Consider the following 20,153-nt stretch of genomic DNA (forward strand, 5'->3'; position numbering starts at 1 on the left):
CTAATGCGTGTTCGCCGCCTATCCCTGCGTGCGACACCAGGTCGAAGGGTCCGCCGGGCGGCCCTGATGGCGAATGGCAAAATACACCGCCGGAGTACTCTGACCCCCGCTGGCTCCCACGGTTGCAATGGGATCGCCCGCTTTGACGGTATCGCCGGCGTCCTTCAGAAGACTTTGATTATGCCCATAAAGGCTGAGGTAGCCACCACCGTGGTCGAGAATGACCAGTAGGCCGGCGCCGCGCAGCCAGTCGGCGAACACCACGCGGCCGCCATGTACGGCGCGCACGGTGCTGCCGGCGTTGGCGCCGATCAGCACGCCGTCCCAGGTGGCGCGGGGGTCGTCGCCGCGCGGGCTGCCGAAGCGCGCCAGTACGCGGCCGTCCACCGGCCAGGGCAGCTTGCCCTTGGCCGCGCCAAAGGCACCGCCAAAGCCGGCACCGCTGGAGACCAGCGGGCCGCTGTAGTCGGCGCGGGGCTTGCTCGGGGTTTCGGGCTTGTCGCCGCGCTCGGCCAGTTCGCGCTCGCGCCTGGCCCGCTCGCGTTCGGCGGCCAGGGCGCGCTGGCGCGCTTCCTCGGCTTCGCGGGCCTGGCGGGCGAGGGTTTCCTCGATGGTCTTGAGGACCTTGTTCAGGTCTTCCTGGCTCTGCTCGCGGTTCTTCAGCTTGCTGCCGCTGTCCTTCAGGTCGCTGTTGAGCTTGGCCAGGGTCTCCTGGCGCGCCTTGCGGGCTTCGGCCAGTTCCTGGCGGCGGGCTTCGAGGGCGCTCTGCTGGGCGACCTGTTCGTCCTTCTGCGAGGTGATTTCCTGCTCGACGCTGCTCAGCTGGCGCAGGGTTTCGTTGAACGCGGAGAGCTGCTCCAGGCGCGCCTTGTTGATGTAGTCGTAGTAGGTGAGGGTACGGCTGAACTTCTCCGGGTGCTCCTGGTTCAGCAGCAGCTTGAGGTATTCCTCACGGCCGCTCTGGTAGGCGGCACGAGCCTGGATGGCGATCAGGCGTTGCTGCTCAAGGCGTGCGCCCTGGAGTTTTTTTTTCTCACCGTCGAGGCGCTGCAGCTCGTCCTCGTTCTTCTTCATCTCGTCCTGGATCTGCTTGATCTGCTTTTCCAGGTCGCCCATCTGGGTCTCGGTGGACTTGAGCTGCTTCTGCACCCCGGACTTTTCGTCCTGGATGTTCTTCAGGTTCTTCTTCAGCTCATTGATGTCTTTCTGCGTCTGCTCCAGCTGGCGCTGGGTGTCGGCGCGTTCGTCGGCGACGACCGCGAGCGGGCTCAGGAGGCAGATCAGCAGCAGCGGTAGGAGGGCGCGAGGCATTGGGCGGCGGGCACCTGGATTCTGGACCGGGCTAGTATGCCCGTGGCGGGCCGTAAAAAGAACGCCCCAGGCCGCATGGCGTGGGGCGTTTGCTCTGACCGGCGGGAGCTGGCTCACGTTCCCATCAGATTTTCCCTCATTAAAGCAGGGTCACGATGGACTTGCCGGTCATTTCCTTGGGCTGTTCCAGGCCCATCAGCTTCAGCAGCGTCGGCGCCACGTCCGCCAGAACGCCGCCCTCGCGGATGCTCAGCTGGCGCTTGCCGACATAGACGAAGGGCACCGGCTCGCAGGTGTGCGCGGTGTGCGCCTGGCCGGTCATGGCGTCTTCCATCTGCTCGACGTTGCCGTGGTCGGCGGTGATCAGCGCCTCGCCGCCGACCTTGTCCAGCGCCTCGACGATGCGGCCGACGCAGGTGTCCAGGCACTCCACGGCCTTCACCGCGGCGTCGAACACGCCGGTGTGGCCGACCATGTCGCCGTTGGCGTAGTTGACGATGATCACGTCGAAGCGCTGGTTCTCGATGGCGTCGACGATCCGGTCGGTGACTTCCGGCGCGCTCATTTCCGGCTGCAGGTCATAGGTGGCGACCTTGGGCGAGGGGATGAGGATGCGTTCTTCGCCTTCGAACGGCTCTTCGCGGCCGCCGGAGAAGAAGAAGGTCACGTGGGCGTATTTCTCGGTCTCGGCGATGCGCAGCTGGGTCTTGCCGTTCTTGGCCAGGTACTCGCCCAGGACGTTGTCCAGGGATTCGGGCTTGAACGCGCTGGGCGCCGGGATGCTCGCCGCGTACTGGGTCAGCATCACGTATTCGGCCAGATGCAGCTCGCGCTGGCGCGGGAACTCCTTGAAGCCCGGCTCGACGAAGGCGCGCGACAGTTCGCGGGCGCGGTCGGCACGGAAGTTCATGAAGACCACGGCGTCGCCGTCTTCCACGCGTACCTGTTCGCCAATGCGGGTGGCCTTGACGAATTCGTCGCTCTCGCCGCGCTCATAGGCGGCGTTCAGCGCACCCACGGCAGTGTCGGCAGTGAATTCGGCGGTGCCGTCGGTGATCAGGTTGTAGGCGGCTTCAACGCGGTCCCAGCGGTTGTCGCGGTCCATGGCGAAGTAGCGGCCGATGATGCTGGCGGTGCGACCCTTGCCGATGCGGGCGAAGGCGTCATCGAGCAGCTTCAGCGAAGGCTCGGCGCTCTTGGGCGGGGTGTCGCGGCCGTCGAGGAAGGCGTGCAGGTAGATTTTCCCGGCGCCACGCTGGGCGGCCAGTTCGGCCATGGCGACCAGGTGGTCCTGGTGGCTGTGCACACCGCCATCGGAGAGCAGACCGAGGATGTGCACGGCCTTGCCGGCGCCGGCGGCCTTGTCCACGGCAGCGGTCAGCACCGGGTTGTGGAAGAACTCGCCGTCGCGGATGGCCTTGGTGACGCGGGTGAAGTCCTGGTAGACGACGCGGCCGGCGCCCAGGTTCATGTGGCCTACCTCGGAGTTGCCCATCTGGCCGTCGGGCAGGCCGACGTCCATGCCCGAGCCGGAGATCAGGCCGTTGGGCTGGTTGGCCAGCAGGCGGTCCCAGTTGGGCTTCTTCGCGGCGTAGATGGCGTTGTATTCCGGGCTCTCGCTATGGCCGAAGCCGTCCAGAATGATCAGGACCAGCGGTTTGGGCGTTGCAGTCATAGTTACGGCTCTTTCCGAGAATAGGGGTCAGAAAAGGACCGACATTTTACCGGTTGGTGCCGACAGACGCCATGATTGGCAGGGTTCAGCCGTCAGATACGCGCGTGTATACTGGCCGGCATTTTTACGTCTGGATGTCCTGCGCATGTCTTCGTTTCTTCCTCGTCTGATCGAATTCGCCACCCACCACTACCTGCTGGTCGGTGCCCTGGTCATCCTGCTGGTGCTGCTGGCCCTGCACGAAATGCGCAAGGGCGGCCGCGCGCTGTCCACCCGCGAGCTGACTGCCATGGTCAACGCCGACCAGGCCATCGTGCTGGATATCCGTCCGACCAAGGAATTCGCCGCCGGCCACATCGTCGATGCGCTGAACATCCCGGCCGACAAACTGAACGCGCGCATGAGCGAGCTGGACAAGCACAAGGCCAAGACCATCATCGTGGTCGACGGCATGGGCCAGCATTCGGGCACCTGGTGCAGCGTGCTGCAGAAGGCCGGCTACACCGCCGCCAAGCTCTCCGGTGGTATCGGCAGCTGGCGCGGCGACAACCTGCCCCTGGTGAAGTGAGATGCCGTCGATCTTGATCTACACCAGCGCGTGGTGCCCTTATTGCATCCGCGCCAAGGCCCTGCTGGACCGAAAGGGTGTCGCCTACGAGGAAATCTCGGTGGACGGCAAGCCCGGCATCCGCGCCGAGATGGCCAGCAAGGCCGGCCGCACCTCGGTGCCGCAGATCTGGATCGACTCCACCCACATCGGCGGCTGCGACGATCTTTACGCGCTGGAACGCGCGGGCAAGCTGGACACGCTGCTGACGGCGTGATCCCTCATTCTGAAACGATGCACAAGAAGGTCCCGAAATGACTGAACAAGCCAACGGCGCAGCCGAGCAAGACAACAATCCGCAGTTCTCGCTGCAGCGCATCTATGTCCGCGACCTGTCCTTCGAGGCCCCCAAGGCCCCGGAAATCTTCCGTCAGGAATGGCAGCCGGCCATCTCCATGGACCTCAACACCCGTCAGAAGCAGCTGGACGGCGACTTCTACGAAGTGGTCCTGACCGTGTCGGTCACCGTGAAGAACAACGAAGAGACCGCCTTCATCGTCGAAGTGCAGCAGGCCGGTATCTTCCTGATCAAGGGTCTGGACGCTTCCAGCATGAGCCACACCCTGGGTGCCTTCTGCCCGAACATCCTCTTCCCGTACGCCCGTGAAACCCTGGACAGCCTGGTCGTCCGCGGTTCCTTCCCGGCGCTGATGCTGTCGCCGGTGAACTTCGACGCGCTGTACGCGCAGGAAATCGCCCGCATGCAGGCCTCCGGCGAGATCCCGGCCCAGTAATCGCTGCGGCTGTGAACAAAGGCGCCTGCGGGCGCCTTTTTCTTTGCCTGCGCAAAGGTGGTGGGCGGGAAAGTGCTGTTCGCGAGCAAGCTCGCTCCTACAGGTGATTGCCGAGATCGGCGCTGGGCGTAGGAGCGGACTCTGTCCGCGATGCTGTCCGGCGCGATGCGGGGCTATCGCGGACGGAGTCCGCTCCTACGGTCGATGTCGAGGTCGCGGTCAAGATTGGTGCGTGCGCACTAGAGGGGCGCAGGTCGCCTTGGGGATAACCGCGTGCCGGCGCACTTGCGAATCTCGATCACGTCTCTGCAGGCCCCGTGGATTCTGGCCTGTGGCGATTCGGTGATCCGCTTCGCCGCACCACCCGCAATCTTGGCACGCCCTCTGCAATACCCCTGATAACAGCGATTTCAGGGGCCTCGGTACAGGCAGGCTGGGGAACCCCTCTTTTACAACTTGCGAGCGTGCCGTCCGAAGTGGTGGCCGTCGCAGCCGGTTCGGGGGTCCTGGTACAGGCAGGCCGGGAAAGCCCCCTTTTTATGCCCGCAGGCGCGCCACGGCGCTCCGCGCACCCGTTAGGGGTCCTGGTACAGGCAGGCCGGGTAAACCCCTCTTTTATGCCGGCGATGCTCCATCCGGAGCGCGCCTCCCGCTTCGGGGCCCCGGACCAGGCAGGCTGGGAAAACCCCGCTTTTATTCGGGCCGCGCGCTGATGGTCAGTCGCCACCGGCCCTCGGCCTCGGCGCTGTCCCAGGCGCCCTTCAGGCGGCGGGTCGACAGCAGCGTCAGCACAACCCCTTTCTCTCCCGGCTCCAGCTTCCAGCGCACTGGCGCATCGCCGATACGCAACTGGCCCTGTTGCGCGTCACCTTTGGCGTCGATCTGCACCGCCAGTGCGCCGTCCAGATGGCCGGCGCGCACGGCGGGCTGGGCATCGAGAACCAGTACCAGGCCATCGGCCGAAGGCTCTACCGCGAGGATCTGCGGCGGCCCCTCGTGGGGTGGATTGACCAGCCGGCCGAGCATCAGGCCCAGCAGCAGGCCGAGCACGCCCAGCGACACCATCACCTTCAGCCAGGGCCTGGGCCGCATTTGCTCCCTGGCGGGGGTAGAATGCCCGCCGTTCTCAGGCTCGGAGCGTTGCATGTTCCACGTAATCCTTTTTCAACCGGAAATCCCCCCGAACACCGGCAACATTATCAGGCTGTGCGCCAACGCGGGTTGCAGCCTGCACCTGATCGAGCCGCTGGGCTTCGAGCTGGACGACAAGCGCCTGCGCCGCGCCGGGCTGGATTACCACGAGTACGCCAGCGTGAAGCGCTACGCGACGCTGGAGGAGTGTCTGCAGCAACTCGGCCAGCCGCGCCTGTTCGCCTTCACTACCAAGGGATCGCAACCGTTCCACGAAGTGGCCTATGAGCGCGGCGACGCTTTCCTGTTCGGCCCGGAAAGCCGTGGGTTGCCCGAAGAGGTGCGCGACGCCCTGCCGCCGGAGCAACGCGTACGCCTGCCGATGCGCCCCGGTTGCCGCAGCCTGAACCTGTCAAACACCGTCGCGGTGACTGTCTACGAAGCCTGGCGCCAGCACGACTTCGCCATGGACTGAGCATTTTCTGATCGATCCGCGCAAACCCGCGCCAGGTGAGGAGCGCAGCGGCTTGCCCCAAGCTTATCCACAGGCGGGCGCACAGTGGATGTGGGCAAGCTGGGATTTTCTGCACAGAAACCGCGCAAACCCGCAGACCGCGCGTGCCCTGGGCTGTAGCACGTTCCTTCCCCGTGCCGTGCACAGGGTTATCCACAGGCTCTGGGGATGGATGTTGCGGGCTTGTGACGGCGCCTGCGGGCGTTGATCGCGGGTATGGTCCGCACCTATGCGGAGGGTTTTCCGCTGGGGCAGCCCCTCACCCTAACCCTCTCCCAGAGGGAGAGGGGACCGTACGGTGCAGGATGAAGCCATCGCGTCAGCCGGTACAGGCAGCTCCCTCTCCCTCTGGGAGAGGGCCGGGGTGAGGGAGGGGCCGGTATTGGACCGACAGGTGGCAGAAAAGCAGGGCCTTCCGGCCCCTTTTTCCACTCGAGAACTTCAGTCCTCGCCATCCTCGTCCGGGCCGTCGATCTTCATGCCCAGTTCCTTGATCTTGCGGGTCAGGGTGTTGCGTCCCCAGCCCAGCAGCACGGCGGCGTCGCGACGGCGACCGGCGGTGTGCTTGAGCGCGGTCTCGATCATGATCCGCTCGAAGGCCGGCACGGCGGTGTCCAGCAGGTTGGACTGGCCGCGGCCCAGGGCCTGGTCGGCCCAGTGGCGCAGGGCCTGCTCCCAGTTGGCGGCGGGCAGGCTGTCCTGCGGCTGGGTGAGCAGTTCCGGCGGCAGGTCGTCGACGTGCACCTCGCGGCCGGAGGCCATGACGGTGATCCAGCGGCAGGTGTTCTCCAGCTGGCGCACGTTGCCCGGCCAGCCGAGGTTCTTCAGGTATTCCTCGGTCTCCGGCTTGAGCAGCTTGGGCTCCACCGCCAGTTCCTGGGCGGCGCGGGCGAGGAAGTGCCGGGCCAGCGCGGGGATGTCCTCGCGGCGGTCGGCCAGGCGCGGGATGTGCACGCGGATGACGTTCAGGCGATGGAACAGGTCCTCGCGGAACTTGCCCTCGCGCACCAGGTTTTCCAGGTTCTGGTGCGTGGCGGCGATGATCCGCACGTCCACCTTCACCGGGGTGTGGCCGCCCACCCGGTAGAACTCGCCGTCGGCCAGCACGCGCAGCAGGCGGGTCTGGGTATCGGCGGGCATGTCGCCGATCTCGTCGAGGAACAGCGAGCCGCCGTCGGCCTGCTCGAAGCGGCCGCGGCGCTGGTTGGCCGCGCCGGTGAAGGCGCCTTTCTCGTGGCCGAACAGCTCGGATTCCATCAGGTCCTTGGGAATCGCCGCCATGTTCAGCGCGATGAATGGCGAGGCTGCCCGCGGGCTGTGGCGGTGCAGGGCGTGGGCGACCAGCTCCTTGCCGGTGCCCGATTCGCCGTTGATCAGCACGGTGATGTTGGAGTGGGACAGCCGGCCGATGGCGCGGAACACCTCCTGCATCGCCGGTGCCTCGCCGATGATCTCCGGAGTGCGTGTCTGGTTGGCCGGCGCTTCCAGGCCCTGTTGTTCCTGGGCGTGCTGGTTGGCGCGCTTGACCAGGGAGACGGCTTCGTCGACGTCGAACGGCTTGGGCAGGTACTCGAACGCGCCGCCCTGGTAGGAGGCCACGGCGCTGTCCAGGTCCGAATGCGCGGTCATGATGATCACCGGCAGGCGCGGGTGCACCTCGCGGATCTGCGCCAGCAGGTCCAGGCCGCTGGAGCCGGGCATGCGGATGTCGGAAATGATCACGTCCGGCTGCTGCCGGCCCAGCCGGCTCATGACGCTGTCGGCGCTGTCGAAGCTGACGGTGGTCATGCCTTCCTGTTGCAGGGCCTTCTCCAGCACCCAGCGGATGGAGCGGTCGTCGTCGACGATCCAGACGGTCTCTGATCGGCTCATGGTCAATGCACTCCTTGTTCCAGGGGCAGGAACAGACTGAATACGGTGTGGCCCGGATGGCTGTCGCATTCGATCAAGCCCTGGTGCTGGCTGATGATGTTCTGGGTGATGGCCAGGCCCAGGCCGGTGCCGTCGGCGCGGCCGCTGACCATGGGATAGAAGATGGTGTCCTGCAGTTCAGCCGGGATGCCGGGGCCGTTGTCGATGATCTCCACCTTGCACACCAGGCGATGGCGCGTGTGGCCGATGGTGAACTGGCGCAGGGTGCGGGTGCGCAGGGTGATGCGGCCCAGCTTGAGTTCGTTCTGCGCGGCGATCGCCTGCATGGCGTTGCGCACGATGTTGAGCACCGCCTGGATCATCTGTTCGCGGTCGATCAGCAGGTCGGGGATGCTCGGGTCGTAGTCGCGCAGCAGCGGGATCGTGCCCTGGGTCTCGGCCTCCACCAGGCTGCAGACGCGCTCCAGCACCTCGTGGACGTTGGTCACCGAGAGCTGCGGCAGCTTGTTCGAGCCGAGCATGCGGTCCACCAGGTTCCGCAGACGATCGGCCTCTTCGATGATGACGTTGGTGTAGTCCTTGAGCGACTCTTCCGGCAGCTCGCGGGAAAGCAGCTGTGCCGCGCCGCGAATGCCGCCCAGCGGGTTCTTGATCTCGTGGGCCAGGCCGCGCACCAGCAGCTTGGTGGTTTCCTGCTTGGACAGTTGCGCCTCTTCCTTGGTGATGCGCAGCAGCCGGTCACGCGGGTGCACTTCGAGCAGCAGCAGGGTGTCGCGACGGTCGAGGATCGGCGTCACCGCGTAGTCCACGGTGATGGTCTGGCCGGTCAGCGAGGTCAGGGTCGCTTCGCGCTTGGTGAAGGGGTGCGCCTCTTCCACCGCCTGGCGCAGCGACTGCAGCGCCTCGGGCGACTCGGTGAACAGCTCGCTGATGAACTGCCCGTGGCTGCGTTGGCCGCTGACCGCCAGCAGCATCTCCGCCGCCGGGTTCATGTACTCCAGGCGCAGCTCGGCATTGAGCAGGATCACCGCCGTGGTGAGGTTGTCGAGCAACAGGCGGAGCTGGGTTTCTGTAGGCATGGCGTAAGAGATGTCCCAAGACTGTGCGGGAAAATGCAAAAAGCAAACCAGGCCCAGAAAAGGCGCGTATTTCGCGGCATCGCGCTGATTTGCGGTGCGCAAGCGGCCGAATCGGGTCAGGAGAATGACCCGAAATGGGGAGAGTATAGAAAGTGGTGCAGGCTAACGCACCGATATGGTGCGTTTGTGTCCCGGCGCACGCCGCCTCAGTGGCTGGCGGCGCTGAGCGGGAGGGAAGTGTCGAGGTGGGTCGCCTCGGCCACGGAAACGCGGAACATGTGGAAGGGCTGGTTGGGCGTCTGCTCGATGGTGCGGCCGAGGGTGTCGACTATTTCCACCGACAGCTGGTGCGTGCCGCGGTCGATGTTGTCCAGCGGGAACACCGGGCTGCGGCCGGGTTCACCCACCGGCTTGCCATCGAGCAGCAGGCGGTACAGGTGGCCGGGCAGCAACGCCGGGTCGCTGGTGGCGGAGACGATCAGCGCGCCGTCGTTGGCGCGGATGGTGGCGTCCGGCTCGGGCACGAGGATGCGCAGCAGTTGGTAGGCCGGCGGGCCCGCCGGCAACGGCGGGGTGGCCGGGGCGTAGAGCGGCGGCGGCATGCGTACGCCGTGGGGCGCCTTCTGCGGGTCGTTGCGCGGTGTCATGTCCAGCTTCTGCGCGTTGCCGCGCGGTGGCTGGTCGGTGAAGACGCGGTTACCGTCCTTGTCGATGTAGGTGTAGACCTCGGCGTTGGCCGTCAGGCAGAACAGCATCGAGAACAGGAAAACTGCCAGAAGGCGCATCGTCAGCCGCCCGTCCTCGGTTGCACCTTGGGTCGTTGCGGGCTGTTGGTGCTGATCCGCTGCAGGGTGAAGCTCACCGGCGAACTGGCCTGGATCACCCGGCTGCCCTGCAGGACCTGGACGGCCAGGGTGTGCTCGCCGCGGTCGAGGTTCTGCATGGTGATGCTGGTGTCCCGCGCAGGGCTGCCGTAGGGCTGGCCATCGAGCAGCAGTTGCAGCAGGTGGTCCGGGTTGAGGGCCGGCTGCACCACCACATCGACCTGCACGGTGCCGTTGTTGACCCGCAGCGCTTCGTCGCTGGGAATGTTGCTCAGCGCCAGGATCGAGTAGGCGCGTGCGCTCTGGTCCTGGGTGCCGCTGGTGGCCGGTGCGGCGGCCGGGGCCTGGGTGCCGACGGTATTGGTCGGCGGCAGCTCCACGGGGGTGGCGCCGACGTTGGTGGGCGGCTGGTTGGTGAACACCGTCTTGCCGTTGGCGTCGGTGTACTTGTAGATCTGCGCGCTGGCTGGCAATGCGGCGGCGAGCAGCAGGGCGGTGAGGATCAGGCGCATGAAGGATCTCCGGATGGACTTGCCAAGCCTTGCACTGCCGACGGCAGCTGGCAAGTTGCCTATTGTCTTTCAGCAGGGCGTCGCGCGTTGTGCGCTGCTGCTCGTCGAAGGACCTTTCATACAGCGGCGCAGTCCATTACCGGTCCGAGTCCGGCGTGTGCGTCTGTATGATGCGGGCTGGCGTGATTGTCCATCGTTTCGGGGTGTGCTTGTGATTCCATTTCGTTACCTGCTTCGTCAGTGGCTGCTGCTGTGCTGTCTCGGGCTCGGCCTGGGCGTCGCCGGCCCGGCGTTGGCCGCACTTCCCGGCCCGCTGGCGGGCGTGTCGGGCGGCAGCGATGGCAAGGTCAGCGACGCCCAGTTGCAGCAGTCGCTGGACCAGGTGATCAAGACCCTGGAGAGCGACCAGCAGCGCGCCGACCTGCTGAAGAAGCTCAAGCAGCTGCGCGACGCGACGAAGAAGGGCGCCGAGGAGCAGGGCGGCGTGCTGGGCCTGATCGGCGACACCCTGGGCAGCCTGGAGAAGCAGTTCGAAGGCGCCAACAGTCCGCTGGTGCGCTGGTCCGACCTGTTCCAGGGTGCCGGCTACGAGCTGGATGCGCGCACCCCGTCGCTGGCCGAGTGGCCGGGCATGATCCTCGACTTCGCCCTGGTGCTGCTGCTCTGGGCCTGCGTCGCCCTCGGCCTGCGCTGGGTCGCCGGGCGCATGCGCAAACGTTTCGGCCTGGAAGATGAGCTGCCGCAGCACCCCAAGACCCGCGACCTGATGCTGTTCGCCCTGCGCAAGCTCGGTCCCTGGCTGGTGGCCTTCCTGATCACCGTGTACCTCTCGGTGGTGCTGCCCAGCTCGCTGGGCAAGCTGGTGGCCATGGTGATCGCCTATACGCTGGTGTGCGGCACGCTGTTCTCGGCGCTGTGCGTGATTTCCCTGTCGCTGCTCAGCGGCCCGCACCGCATGCGCGCCCTGGACATCCTGCGCCGTCGCGCCTTCCGTCCGCTGTGGCTGATCGGCAGCCTGGCCGCCGCCGGCGAGGTGATGCATGATCCACGTGTGATCGAGAGCCTGGGGCAGAACATCTCGCTGTTCGTCGGCTCGCTGGCGAACATCTGCGCGGCGCTGCTCACCGCGCTGTTCGTCCTGCAGTTCCGCCGGCCTATCGCCCACCTGATCCGCAACCAGCCGCTGGAGCGGCGCCTCAAGCGGCGCGGCCTGAGCGATCTGGTCGAGCTGATCGGCTCGATCTGGTTCCTGCCGGTGCTGGTGCTGGTCGGCATCTCGCTGTTCGCCACCGTGGTCACCGCCGGCGACAGCAGCTATGCCCTGCGCCGGGCGCTGGTCTGCGCGGTGGTGGCAGTGGTGGCGCTGACCGTCAACGGCCTGATCCGCCGTGCCCACCAGCGTTCGGCCCGCCGCGGTGCGCGCCGCCATGCGCCCTACATCGAGCAACTGCAGAGCTTCGGCTACACCCTGCTGCACATCGCCAACCTGCTGTTCTTCCTGGAGATCGGCCTGCGCGTCTGGGGCATGTCGCTGATCCGTTTCGCCGAGGGCGACGGCTCGCAGATCAGCCTGAAGTTCTTCAGCTTCGGCAGCACCCTGCTGGTCGCCTGGCTGGTCTGGATCCTTACCGACACCGCGGTGCAGCACAGCCTGGGCCTGGGCAGCAAGAGAAGCGCCAACGCCCGCGCGCTGACCATGCTGCCGCTGATCCGCAACGTGCTGTTCGTGACCATTGCGGTGATCGCGCTGATCGTCGCCCTGGCCAACATGGGCATGAACGTCACGCCGCTGCTCGCCGGTGCCGGCGTCATCGGCCTGGCCATCGGCTTCGGCGCGCAGTCGCTGGTGGCGGACCTGATCACCGGGCTGTTCATCATCATCGAGGACTCGCTGTCCATCGACGACTACGTCGACGTCGGCGGCCACCTCGGCACGGTCGAAGGCCTGACCATCCGCACCGTGCGCCTGCGCGACCTGGACGGCGTGGTGCACACCATCCCGTTCAGCGAGATCAAGAGCATCAAGAACTACTCGCGGCAGTTCGGCTACGCCATGTTCCGCTGGCCGGTGCCGGCGAGCATGCCGATCGACGACGCGCTGGCGCTGGTCAAGGAAGTCTCCAGCGAACTGCGCGGCGACCGCACCATCAACCGCGCCATCTGGTCGCCGCTGGAAATCCAGGGCATCGAGAGCTTCGACGCCGGCCAGGCGATCCTGCGCTTCCGCTTCAAGACCGCGCCGATCCGCCAGTGGGAAGTGCAGCGCGCCTTCAACCTGCGCCTGCGGCAGAAGCTCGACAAGGCTGGACTGGAGCTGTCGATGCCGCGCCTGAACGTGCAGCTCACGCGACCGTCGAGCCGGCGGGAAGAGGGCGACGAGCCTGGAGAACCGGCAGGTGTCTGAACCGACTTCATTCAATCCTGTCGGGTTTTTCGGAGTTCTCCGATGGGGGCGTCGGTAGCGTCCGCTTAGAGTGCCCGCCATTCCCTGAATGTGCGAGGCGCGGACGCGATGAAACCCCGAATTCCCCGTCAGACCGGCGGCACGAACCTGAAGCAGCTCAATGCCGCGCTCACCGCGCTGGGCGAGAAGGCCAATGCTGCCAGCGCCGCCGGTGACTACCGCACGGCACTGCAGTGTGCGCACCAGGCCCTGCGCATGGCGCCGCAGCACGCGGTGCTGTGGTCGGACGCGGCGGTCTACTGCATCAAGCTGCAGCTCTGGGATGAAGCGATCCAGCACGCCAGCCGCGCGCTGAAGGCCAAGGGCGATGGACTCGCCATCTATGATTCGCTGTCCCACGCCTGGGGCGCCAAGGGCGATGCCGCCCAGGTGCGTCGCTGGGGCGTGGCTGCGCTGAATCAACGCGACCAGCGCTTCGGTCTCGCGCCAGCGCTGGCCCATGACGTTCGTGGCAGCGCGCTGCCAGCCCCGCCCTCGGCTGCCACCCGTGACAGCAATCTGATCGCCTTCTCGCTGTTCGGCGGCAACCCCAAGTACTGCGAAACCGCGGTGCTCAACGTGCTGGAGCAGCCGGCAATCTACCCCCACTGGCGTTGCGTGTTCTTTGTCGACGCCAGCGTCCCGGCCGATGTCGTCGAGCGGCTGCGTGACGGCGGGCGGGTGATCGAGGTGACCGAGCCGGCTCTGCTCAGCGCTCCCGGCCCGATGTGGCGCTTCCTCGCCTATGACCTGCCGGACGTGCACCGGGTGATTTTCCGCGACGCCGACTCGGTGATCAGCCAGCGCGAGGCCGAAGCCGTGCAGGAGTGGATCGACAGCGGCGAGCGCTTCCACCTGATGCGCGACTACGCCACCCACACCGAGCTGATCCTCGCCGGGCTATGGGGCGTGTGTGCCGGCGCGCTGCCGCCGATGCGGGGGCTGATGGACAGCTTCCTGGCCCAGCCGGTGTCCTCGCAGCATTTCGCCGACCAGTACTTCCTGCGCTCCTGGGTCTGGCCCTATGCGCGGCAGAGCCTGCTGCAGCACGACTCGCAATTCGGTTTCCTCGAGGCCCGGCCATTCCCCTGCGGCACGTGGACCGCGGCCTCTCATGTGGGGGCGGCGGAAGGGGCTACCCACTTCAGCATGCCGATTGATGCGGCTGACGGAACGCCGGTGCTCTGGGTGCTGCACCACAAGGATGCTGAAGAGCGCGAAATCTGCCGCTATAAGAGCGTCGTGCAGCAAGGCTTGCTGACCGCCAACCTGCCGGCGCGCTATGGGCGCTCGATCAATGCGGGTGAAATGGGAATTCGCTACCAATTGATATGAGTGACAAGTGTGTGCAGCAGGCAGGGTTCCGCGCGCTACCAGAGGCTACCGAGAGCGATTGCTCTCATAGCGCCTTTGGGAGGCTGCTGCACAGATTCGCCTGATGTCGGCATTGCTGATACCACTGCAGCTGGATGGATAATCTCTCGTCATAGAGCGACAAGCGCGGCGCATATCGCGGTTGTCCAGTTTTTCGCATCGTTTGGCTTCCCCGGACGCAATCGCGATGCATTGCCGACGCATCTCACTGCTCTCTATTTCTTCACATCCGTAGCCGTCGGGAGATAACAGTGCTGTGCAGTAACGTCGCAGGTCCTTGCTCTCGATAGTGCCACAGTCCCATCTACTGCCACTTTCCTGGGCTTTGCACATCTGTTTGAGGTCGGGATCGGCGATTTTCTTGCAGCTGCTTTGGGCTTGCGCAGGCGCAATAACGAGAAATCCCAATAGCGGTACCAGCCAGAAAAATTTGCGCATGACGTCCATTTCCAAGTTAAGGCTGAGCACGCAGGACTACGAACGCGGGTTCGAAGCGCATCTGTCCTGCGCGAAAATGGGCCAAAGGTAATACGGGGGGATGAGCAGGTGCTGCGAGAGCTGCAGTAGGCGCAGCGATTTTCCAGACTGAGACCCGGGCAACACTCTGGGGGAAGCTGAGCTTCCCACCGTCATCTACGTAATCCTGAGGAAAACGCTGTGGTAGGCATTGGGGCCTTGCAGAAGAGGGCATAAAAAAGGCCTCCCGAAGGAGGCCTTAATACTGACGCTGTTTCTAGGTATTCGTGGATCAGACGCTGTAGTACAGGTCGTATTCCAGCGGGTGCACGAAGGTGCGCACCTTGATTTCTTCTTCCGACTTCAGCTCGATGTAGGCATCGATGAACTCGTCGGTGAACACGCCGCCCTTGGTCAGGAACGCACGGCCCTTGTCGAGTTCTTCCAGCGCCTCTTTCAGGCTGCCGCAAACCTGCGGGATTTCCTTGGCCTCTTCCGGCGGCAGGTCATACAGGTTCTTGTCGGCGGCATCGCCGGGGTGAATCTTGTTCTGGATGCCGTCCAGGCCGGCCATCAGCAGCGCGGCGAAGCACAGGTAGGGGTTGGCAGCCGGGTCCGGGAAGCGCGCTTCGATACGGCGGGCTTTCGGGCTGGAAACGTACGGAATACGGATCGAGGCGGAACGGTTGCGGGCCGAGTAGGCCAGCATGACCGGGGCTTCGAAGCCCGGAACCAGACGCTTGTAGGAGTTGGTGGCCGGGTTGGTGAAGCCGTTCAGGGCCTTGCCGTGCTTGATGATGCCGCCGATGAAGTACAGGGCGGTGTCGGACAGGCCGGCATAGCCTTCGCCTGCGAAGGTGTTCTTGCCATCCTTGGAGATGGACATGTGCACGTGCATGCCCGAGCCGTTGTCGCCGTACAGCGGCTTCGGCATGAAGGTCACGGTCTTGCCGTAGGCATCGGCAACGTTGTGCACGCAGTACTTCAGGGTCTGGACTTCGTCAGCCTTGGCAACGAGGGTGTTGAACTTCACACCGATCTCGTTCTGGCCAGCGGTGGCCACTTCGTGGTGGTGAACTTCCACGACCAGGCCCATTTCTTCCAGGGCGTTGCACATGGCGGTACGGATTTCGTGGTCGTGGTCGACCGGCGGTACCGGGAAGTAGCCGCCTTTCACGCCCGGACGGTGACCTTTGTTGCCGGTCTCGATGTCGGCGTCGGTGTTCCAGGAAGCCTGCTCGGAGAAGATCTTGAACATCGAGCCGGAGATGTCGGACTTGAACTTCACTTCGTCGAAGATGAAGAACTCCGGCTCCGGGCCGACGAAGACGGTGTCACCGATACCGGTGGACTTCAGGTATTCCTCGGCGCGCTTGGCGATGTTGCGCGGGTCGCGCTCGTAGCCTTGCATGGTGCTCGGCTCGATGATGTCGCAAACCAGGATCAGGGTCGGCTCTTCGGTGAACGGGTCGAGCACGGCGGTGCTGTCGTCCGGGAGCAGGATCATGTCGGAGGCTTCGATGCCCTTCCAGCCTTCGATGGAGGAGCCATCGAACATCTTGCCGGCTTCGAAGAATTCATCGTCCAGGGCGTCGCGAGCCGGCATGGTGACGTGCTGCTGCTTGCCTTTGGTATCGGTGAAGCGCAGGTCAACCCACTTCACGTCATGATCTTTGATCAGTTGTTGCGACTTGTACGACATGCTGTCCTCCAGGAGGGATTAGAGCTGGGAGCTTTCTGTGCCCCAGTATCGGGTGATGCCGGCCGGCATAGTCGGCCAGGGCAACCTGCCTCACAAGAGAGCAAGTTGCGTGCCAGTGCCCGTATTTGGGCAGGGCCCCTGAAATCACGGGCTGTGGCGGTGGTTACGGCGTATTGCGCTGAAATAGTGCACCGCTTTGGTGCTCCATCGTGGTGCATGAGCCCATTTTGGTGCACCAAAAAGAAAGTCTCCGATTTCTGCTCAAGTCTTGAGCAATTTCGGATATAATTCCGCCCCTTTTTTTCAGTCCCATGGCAATCGCCCGATTCGCATGAAACTCATCGTCAAGGTCTTCCAGGAAATCACCATCAAGAGCCGGCCGGTGCGCAAGCGCTTCATCCGCCAGCTGGCGAAGAACATTCGCACGGTGCTCCGCGACCTCGATCCCGAGCTGCTGGTCGAAGGCGAGTGGGACAACCTCGAGGTCGAGACCAGGGTCACCGAGCCCAAGGTGCTGCGCGAGATGATCGAGCGCCTGACCTGCACGCCGGGCATCGGCCACTTCCTGGAAGTGCACGAATACCCGCTGGGCGATTTCGACGACATCCTCGAGAAGTGCAAGGCGCACTTCGGCGACAAGCTGCCGGGCAAAGTCTTCTCCATGCGCTGCAAGCGCGCCGGCAAGCATCCGTTCACCTCCATCGACGTGGAGCGCTACGTCGGTGGCGGCCTGCGCCAGCACTGCGGCGCGGCTGGCGTGTCGCTGAAGAACCCGGAAGTGGAAGTGCGCGTGGAAATCCGCCACGACCGCCTCTACGTGATCCACGCCCAGCACGATGGCCTCGGCGGTTACCCGCTGGGCGCGCTGGAGCAGGTGCTGGTGCTGATGTCCGGTGGCTTCGACTCCACCGTGGCGGCCTACCAGATGATGCGCCGCGGCATGATCAGCCACTTCGTGTTCTTCAACCTCGGCGGCCGCGCCCACGAACTGGGCGTGATGGAAGTCGCGCACTACCTGTGGAAGAAGTACGGCAGCTCGCAGCGCGTGCTGTTCGTCAGCGTGCCGTTCGAAGAAGTGGTCGGCGAGATTCTCACCAAGGTCGACGACAGCTACATGGGCGTGACCTTGAAGCGCATGATGCTGCGCGCCGCCAGCCGCGTGGCCGAGCGTCTGGAAATCGATGCGCTGGTGACCGGCGAGGCGATCTCCCAGGTGTCCAGCCAGACCCTGCCGAACCTCTCGGTGATCGACCGGGTGACCGACACCCTGGTGCTGCGCCCGCTGATCGTCAGCCACAAGCAGGACATCATCGACACCGCGACGAAGATCGGCACCGCCGAGTTCGCCAAGCACATGCCAGAATACTGTGGCGTGATTTCGGTGAACCCGACCACCCAGGCCAAGCCGTACCGCGTCGACCACGAAGAAACCAAGTTCGACATGGCCGTGCTCGACCGCGCCCTGGAGCGTTCCACCCAGATGACCGTCGATCGCGTGATCGACGAGCTGGGCAAGGACCTGGCGGTGGAGATGGTCGACGAAGTGCTGGCCGGCCAGATCGTCGTGGACATCCGCCACCCGGATGCCCAGGAAGATGAACCGCTGGCCATCGAAGGTATCGAAGTGCTGCCGATGCCGTTCTACGCCATCAACAGCAAGTTCAAGGAACTGGACCCCAACCGCCAGTACCTGCTGTATTGCGACAAGGGCGTGATGAGTCGCCTGCACGCCCACCACCTGGTCAACGAAGGGCACACCAATGTTCGGGTCTATCGACCCGAGCCGCAGGCTGCAAGCGGCAAGCTGCAAGAGAAAAGCGAGTCCGCATGATCCTCTGCCGCATTAGCCGAAACGCAACCTGGCTGAGGCATCCTCCAGACGCCTGCGCCTGAACCGGATTTCCCGCCTGCAGCTTGAAGCCTGCAGCCTGAAGCTTTCTTTACTGAGACTGACACTGTGATCGAAAAACTGCGCAACATCGCCATCATCGCCCACGTCGACCATGGCAAGACCACCCTCGTAGACAAGCTCCTGCGCCTGTCCGGCACCCTCGACCGCAAAGAAGCGGAAAACGAGCGCGTGATGGACTCCAACGACCAGGAAAAAGAGCGTGGCATCACCATCCTGGCGAAGAACACCGCGCTGAAGTGGAACGACTACAGCATCAACATCGTCGACACCCCCGGCCACGCCGACTTCGGCGGTGAGGTTGAGCGCGTGATGTCGATGGTCGACTCCGTACTGCTGGTGGTCGACGCCCAGGACGGCCCCATGCCGCAGACCCGCTTCGTGACCCAGAAGGCGTTCAAGGCCGGCCTGCGTCCGATCGTCGTGGTGAACAAGATCGACCGTCCGGGCGCGCGTCCTGACTGGGTCATCGACCAGATCTTCGACCTGTTCGACAACCTCGGCGCCACCGACGAGCAGCTGGACTTCCCGATTGTCTACGCCAGTGCCCTGAACGGCATCGCCGGCATGGACCACGAGAAGATGGACGACAACATGGACGCGCTGTTCCAGGCGATCATCGACCACGTCCCGGCGCCGAAAGTCGACGTCGACGGCCCGTTCCAGATGCAGATCTCCCAGCTGGACTACAACAGCTTCCTGGGCGTGATCGGCATCGGCCGTATCGCCCGCGGCAAGGTCAAGACCAACACCCCGGTCGTGGCCATCAGCGACGACGGCACCAAGCGCAACGGCCGTATCCTGAAGATCATGGGCCACTCCGGCCTGCAGCGCGTCGAAGTCGCTGAAGCCGAAGCCGGCGACATCGTCTGCGTCTCGGGCATGGATGAGCTGTTCATCTCCGACACCCTGTGCGACCCGCAGAACGTCGAAGCCCGCCCGCCGCTGACCGTTGACCAGCCGACCGTGAGCATGACCTTCCAGGTCAATGACTCGCCGTTCGCCGGTAAAGAAGGCAAGTTCGTCACCAGCCGCAACATCAAGGACCGTCTGGACAAGGAACTGCTGCACAACGTGGCCCTGCGCGTCGAGCAAGGCGATTCCCCGGAGAAGTTCAAGGTCTCCGGCCGTGGTGAGCTGCACCTGTCGGTTCTGATCGAAACCATGCGCCGTGAAGGCTTCGAGCTGGCCGTAGGCCGCCCGGAAGTGGTGATCATCGAGACCGCCGATGGCGAGAAGCAGGAGCCGTACGAGAACGTCACCATCGACATCGAAGAGCAGCACCAGGGCTCGGTGATGGAGCAGATGGGCCTGCGTAAAGGCGATCTGACCAACATGATCCCCGATGGCAAGGGCCGTGTACGCCTGGAATACACCATCCCGGCGCGTGGCCTGATCGGCTTCCGTAACAACTTCCTGACCCTGACCTCGGGTACCGGCATCCTGACCTCGACCTTCAGCCACTATGGCGCGATCAAGGCTGGCGAAGTGACCAACCGTCTGAACGGCGTACTGGTCTCCATGGCTACCGGCACCGCGCTGACCTACTCGCTGGAAACCCTGCAGAGCCGCGGCAAGCTGTTCCTCGGCCCAGGCGACGAGATTTACGCAGGTCAACTGGCGGGCATCAACAGTCGTGACAACGACCTGGTGATCAACCCCACCAAGGGCAAGAAGCTCGACAACATGCGCGCTTCGGGCAAAGACGAAGTCATCGCCCTGGTTCCGCCGATCCGCTTCACCCTGGAGCAGGCGCTGGAATTCATCGCCGATGACGAGCTGGTGGAAGTGACGCCGAAGTCGATCCGTCTGCGCAAGAAGCTGCTCGACGAGAACGACCGCAAGCGCTACGAACGCGCCAAGGTCTGATTCGTCAGTACTGAAGAAAGCCGGGCATCTGCCCGGCTTTTTTTTGCCCGCATGAAAGGCCTCGACTGCAGGAGCGGACCTTGTCCGCGAAATCCCGACCGGCGCGCACCGATAAAGCCGGCGAGAAGGGAACCTCTTCGC

At 64.6% G+C, this 20,153-nt stretch carries 16 protein-coding genes; 8 read left to right on the forward strand and 8 right to left on the reverse strand.

The annotated features are described in order from the left end of the window. Window positions 1-18: 18 nt before the first annotated feature. Window positions 19-1,311 carry a murein hydrolase activator EnvC family protein gene (locus tag HNP46_RS09205; RefSeq protein ID WP_184587982.1) on the reverse strand — a complete coding sequence of 431 codons (1,293 nt, stop codon included), beginning with the start codon at window positions 1,309-1,311 and terminating at the stop codon, window positions 19-21. 139 nt (window positions 1,312-1,450) lie between these two features. Then, window positions 1,451-2,986, reverse strand: a complete 1,536-nt coding sequence (gpmI, locus tag HNP46_RS09210) for a 2,3-bisphosphoglycerate-independent phosphoglycerate mutase (RefSeq protein ID WP_184587984.1) — start codon at window positions 2,984-2,986, stop codon at window positions 1,451-1,453. Between the two features lie 145 nt (window positions 2,987-3,131). Between gpmI and HNP46_RS09215 the strand changes: the two genes are divergently transcribed. The 3 genes from HNP46_RS09215 to secB are packed head-to-tail and all read left to right on the forward strand — an operon-like array spanning window position 3,132 to window position 4,327. Beyond that, window positions 3,132-3,554, forward strand: a complete 423-nt coding sequence (locus HNP46_RS09215; RefSeq protein WP_184587985.1) for a rhodanese-like domain-containing protein — start codon at window positions 3,132-3,134, stop codon at window positions 3,552-3,554. Window position 3,555: 1 nt separating this feature from the next. After that, window positions 3,556-3,810 carry a glutaredoxin 3 gene (gene grxC / locus HNP46_RS09220; protein WP_184587987.1) on the forward strand — a complete coding sequence of 85 codons (255 nt, stop codon included), beginning with the start codon at window positions 3,556-3,558 and terminating at the stop codon, window positions 3,808-3,810. 37 nt (window positions 3,811-3,847) lie between these two features. Continuing rightward, the gene (secB, locus tag HNP46_RS09225; protein ID WP_184587989.1) at window positions 3,848-4,327 is read left to right on the forward strand and encodes a protein-export chaperone SecB; all 480 of its coding nucleotides are present in this window, start codon (window positions 3,848-3,850) and stop codon (window positions 4,325-4,327) included. A 693-nt stretch (window positions 4,328-5,020) separates the two neighbouring features. Here secB and HNP46_RS09230 read toward each other — a convergent pair. Beyond that, entirely contained in the window at window positions 5,021-5,473 is a 453-nt protein-coding gene (locus HNP46_RS09230) for a hypothetical protein (protein ID WP_184587991.1), read from the reverse strand. On the opposite strand from HNP46_RS09230, the gene trmL reads away from it, so the two are divergent. After that, the gene (trmL, locus tag HNP46_RS09235; RefSeq protein ID WP_184587993.1) at window positions 5,472-5,933 is read left to right on the forward strand and encodes a tRNA (uridine(34)/cytosine(34)/5-carboxymethylaminomethyluridine(34)-2'-O)-methyltransferase TrmL; all 462 of its coding nucleotides are present in this window, start codon (window positions 5,472-5,474) and stop codon (window positions 5,931-5,933) included. The genes HNP46_RS09230 and trmL overlap by 2 nt on opposite strands. A 480-nt stretch (window positions 5,934-6,413) precedes the next feature. Here the strand turns inward: trmL and ntrC are convergent, their stop codons facing one another. From ntrC to HNP46_RS09255, 4 genes are all read right to left on the reverse strand, one after another. Beyond that, window positions 6,414-7,844, reverse strand: a complete 1,431-nt coding sequence (gene ntrC, locus HNP46_RS09240; protein WP_184587996.1) for a two-component system response regulator NtrC — start codon at window positions 7,842-7,844, stop codon at window positions 6,414-6,416. Window positions 7,845-7,846: 2 nt separating this feature from the next. Continuing rightward, window positions 7,847-8,923 carry a nitrogen regulation protein NR(II) gene (gene glnL, locus HNP46_RS09245; protein WP_184587998.1) on the reverse strand — a complete coding sequence of 359 codons (1,077 nt, stop codon included), beginning with the start codon at window positions 8,921-8,923 and terminating at the stop codon, window positions 7,847-7,849. Between the two features lie 206 nt (window positions 8,924-9,129). Next, complete coding sequence (locus tag HNP46_RS09250) at window positions 9,130-9,714, reverse strand: DUF4124 domain-containing protein (protein WP_409372426.1); 585 nt, start codon at window positions 9,712-9,714, stop codon at window positions 9,130-9,132. After that, complete coding sequence (locus HNP46_RS09255) at window positions 9,711-10,259, reverse strand: DUF4124 domain-containing protein (RefSeq protein ID WP_184588003.1); 549 nt, start codon at window positions 10,257-10,259, stop codon at window positions 9,711-9,713. The genes HNP46_RS09250 and HNP46_RS09255 overlap by 4 nt, the downstream gene beginning before the upstream one ends. A gap of 205 nt (window positions 10,260-10,464) precedes the next feature. On the opposite strand from HNP46_RS09255, the gene HNP46_RS09260 reads away from it, so the two are divergent. Together HNP46_RS09260 and HNP46_RS09265 are read left to right on the forward strand one after the other, a co-directional pair. After that, the gene (locus tag HNP46_RS09260; RefSeq protein WP_184588005.1) at window positions 10,465-12,663 is read left to right on the forward strand and encodes a mechanosensitive ion channel domain-containing protein; all 2,199 of its coding nucleotides are present in this window, start codon (window positions 10,465-10,467) and stop codon (window positions 12,661-12,663) included. A gap of 108 nt (window positions 12,664-12,771) precedes the next feature. Continuing rightward, window positions 12,772-14,037 carry a tetratricopeptide repeat protein gene (locus HNP46_RS09265; RefSeq protein ID WP_184588007.1) on the forward strand — a complete coding sequence of 422 codons (1,266 nt, stop codon included), beginning with the start codon at window positions 12,772-12,774 and terminating at the stop codon, window positions 14,035-14,037. A 787-nt stretch (window positions 14,038-14,824) separates the two neighbouring features. On the opposite strand, the gene glnA is transcribed toward HNP46_RS09265, so the two are convergent. Continuing rightward, window positions 14,825-16,234 carry a glutamate--ammonia ligase gene (glnA, locus tag HNP46_RS09270; RefSeq protein ID WP_184588009.1) on the reverse strand — a complete coding sequence of 470 codons (1,410 nt, stop codon included), beginning with the start codon at window positions 16,232-16,234 and terminating at the stop codon, window positions 14,825-14,827. 331 nt (window positions 16,235-16,565) lie between these two features. Here glnA and thiI point away from each other — a divergent pair, with 331 nt between their 5' ends. Further along, entirely contained in the window at window positions 16,566-18,065 is a 1,500-nt protein-coding gene (gene thiI, locus HNP46_RS09275) for a tRNA uracil 4-sulfurtransferase ThiI (RefSeq protein ID WP_184588011.1), read from the forward strand. A 126-nt stretch (window positions 18,066-18,191) separates the two neighbouring features. Next, on the forward strand, window positions 18,192-20,012 hold the full coding sequence (gene typA, locus HNP46_RS09280; RefSeq protein WP_184588013.1) for a translational GTPase TypA: 1,821 nt from the start codon (window positions 18,192-18,194) through the stop codon (window positions 20,010-20,012). Window positions 20,013-20,153: the final 141 nt, after the last annotated feature.

The sequence above is a fragment of the Pseudomonas nitroreducens genome, assembly GCF_014204515.1.
In the GTDB taxonomy this organism is placed as follows: Bacteria; Pseudomonadota; Gammaproteobacteria; order Pseudomonadales; family Pseudomonadaceae; genus Pseudomonas; species Pseudomonas nitritireducens_A.

Excerpts from the sequence above, each read along its gene's own strand:
- HNP46_RS09205 (WP_184587982.1), bottom strand. The coding sequence starts at position 1,311 with ATGCCTCGCGCCCTCCTACCGCTGCTGCTGATCTGCCTCCTGAGCCCG.
- gpmI (WP_184587984.1), bottom strand. The coding sequence starts at position 2,986 with ATGACTGCAACGCCCAAACCGCTGGTCCTGATCATTCTGGACGGCTTC.
- HNP46_RS09215 (WP_184587985.1), top strand. The coding sequence starts at position 3,132 with ATGTCTTCGTTTCTTCCTCGTCTGATCGAATTCGCCACCCACCACTAC.
- grxC (WP_184587987.1), top strand. The coding sequence starts at position 3,556 with ATGCCGTCGATCTTGATCTACACCAGCGCGTGGTGCCCTTATTGCATC.
- secB (WP_184587989.1), top strand. The coding sequence starts at position 3,848 with ATGACTGAACAAGCCAACGGCGCAGCCGAGCAAGACAACAATCCGCAG.
- trmL (WP_184587993.1), top strand. The coding sequence starts at position 5,472 with ATGTTCCACGTAATCCTTTTTCAACCGGAAATCCCCCCGAACACCGGC.
- HNP46_RS09230 (WP_184587991.1), bottom strand. The coding sequence starts at position 5,473 with ATGCAACGCTCCGAGCCTGAGAACGGCGGGCATTCTACCCCCGCCAGG.
- ntrC (WP_184587996.1), bottom strand. The coding sequence starts at position 7,844 with ATGAGCCGATCAGAGACCGTCTGGATCGTCGACGACGACCGCTCCATC.
- glnL (WP_184587998.1), bottom strand. The coding sequence starts at position 8,923 with ATGCCTACAGAAACCCAGCTCCGCCTGTTGCTCGACAACCTCACCACG.
- HNP46_RS09255 (WP_184588003.1), bottom strand. The coding sequence starts at position 10,259 with ATGCGCCTGATCCTCACCGCCCTGCTGCTCGCCGCCGCATTGCCAGCC.
- HNP46_RS09265 (WP_184588007.1), top strand. The coding sequence starts at position 12,772 with ATGAAACCCCGAATTCCCCGTCAGACCGGCGGCACGAACCTGAAGCAG.
- glnA (WP_184588009.1), bottom strand. The coding sequence starts at position 16,234 with ATGTCGTACAAGTCGCAACAACTGATCAAAGATCATGACGTGAAGTGG.
- thiI (WP_184588011.1), top strand. The coding sequence starts at position 16,566 with ATGAAACTCATCGTCAAGGTCTTCCAGGAAATCACCATCAAGAGCCGG.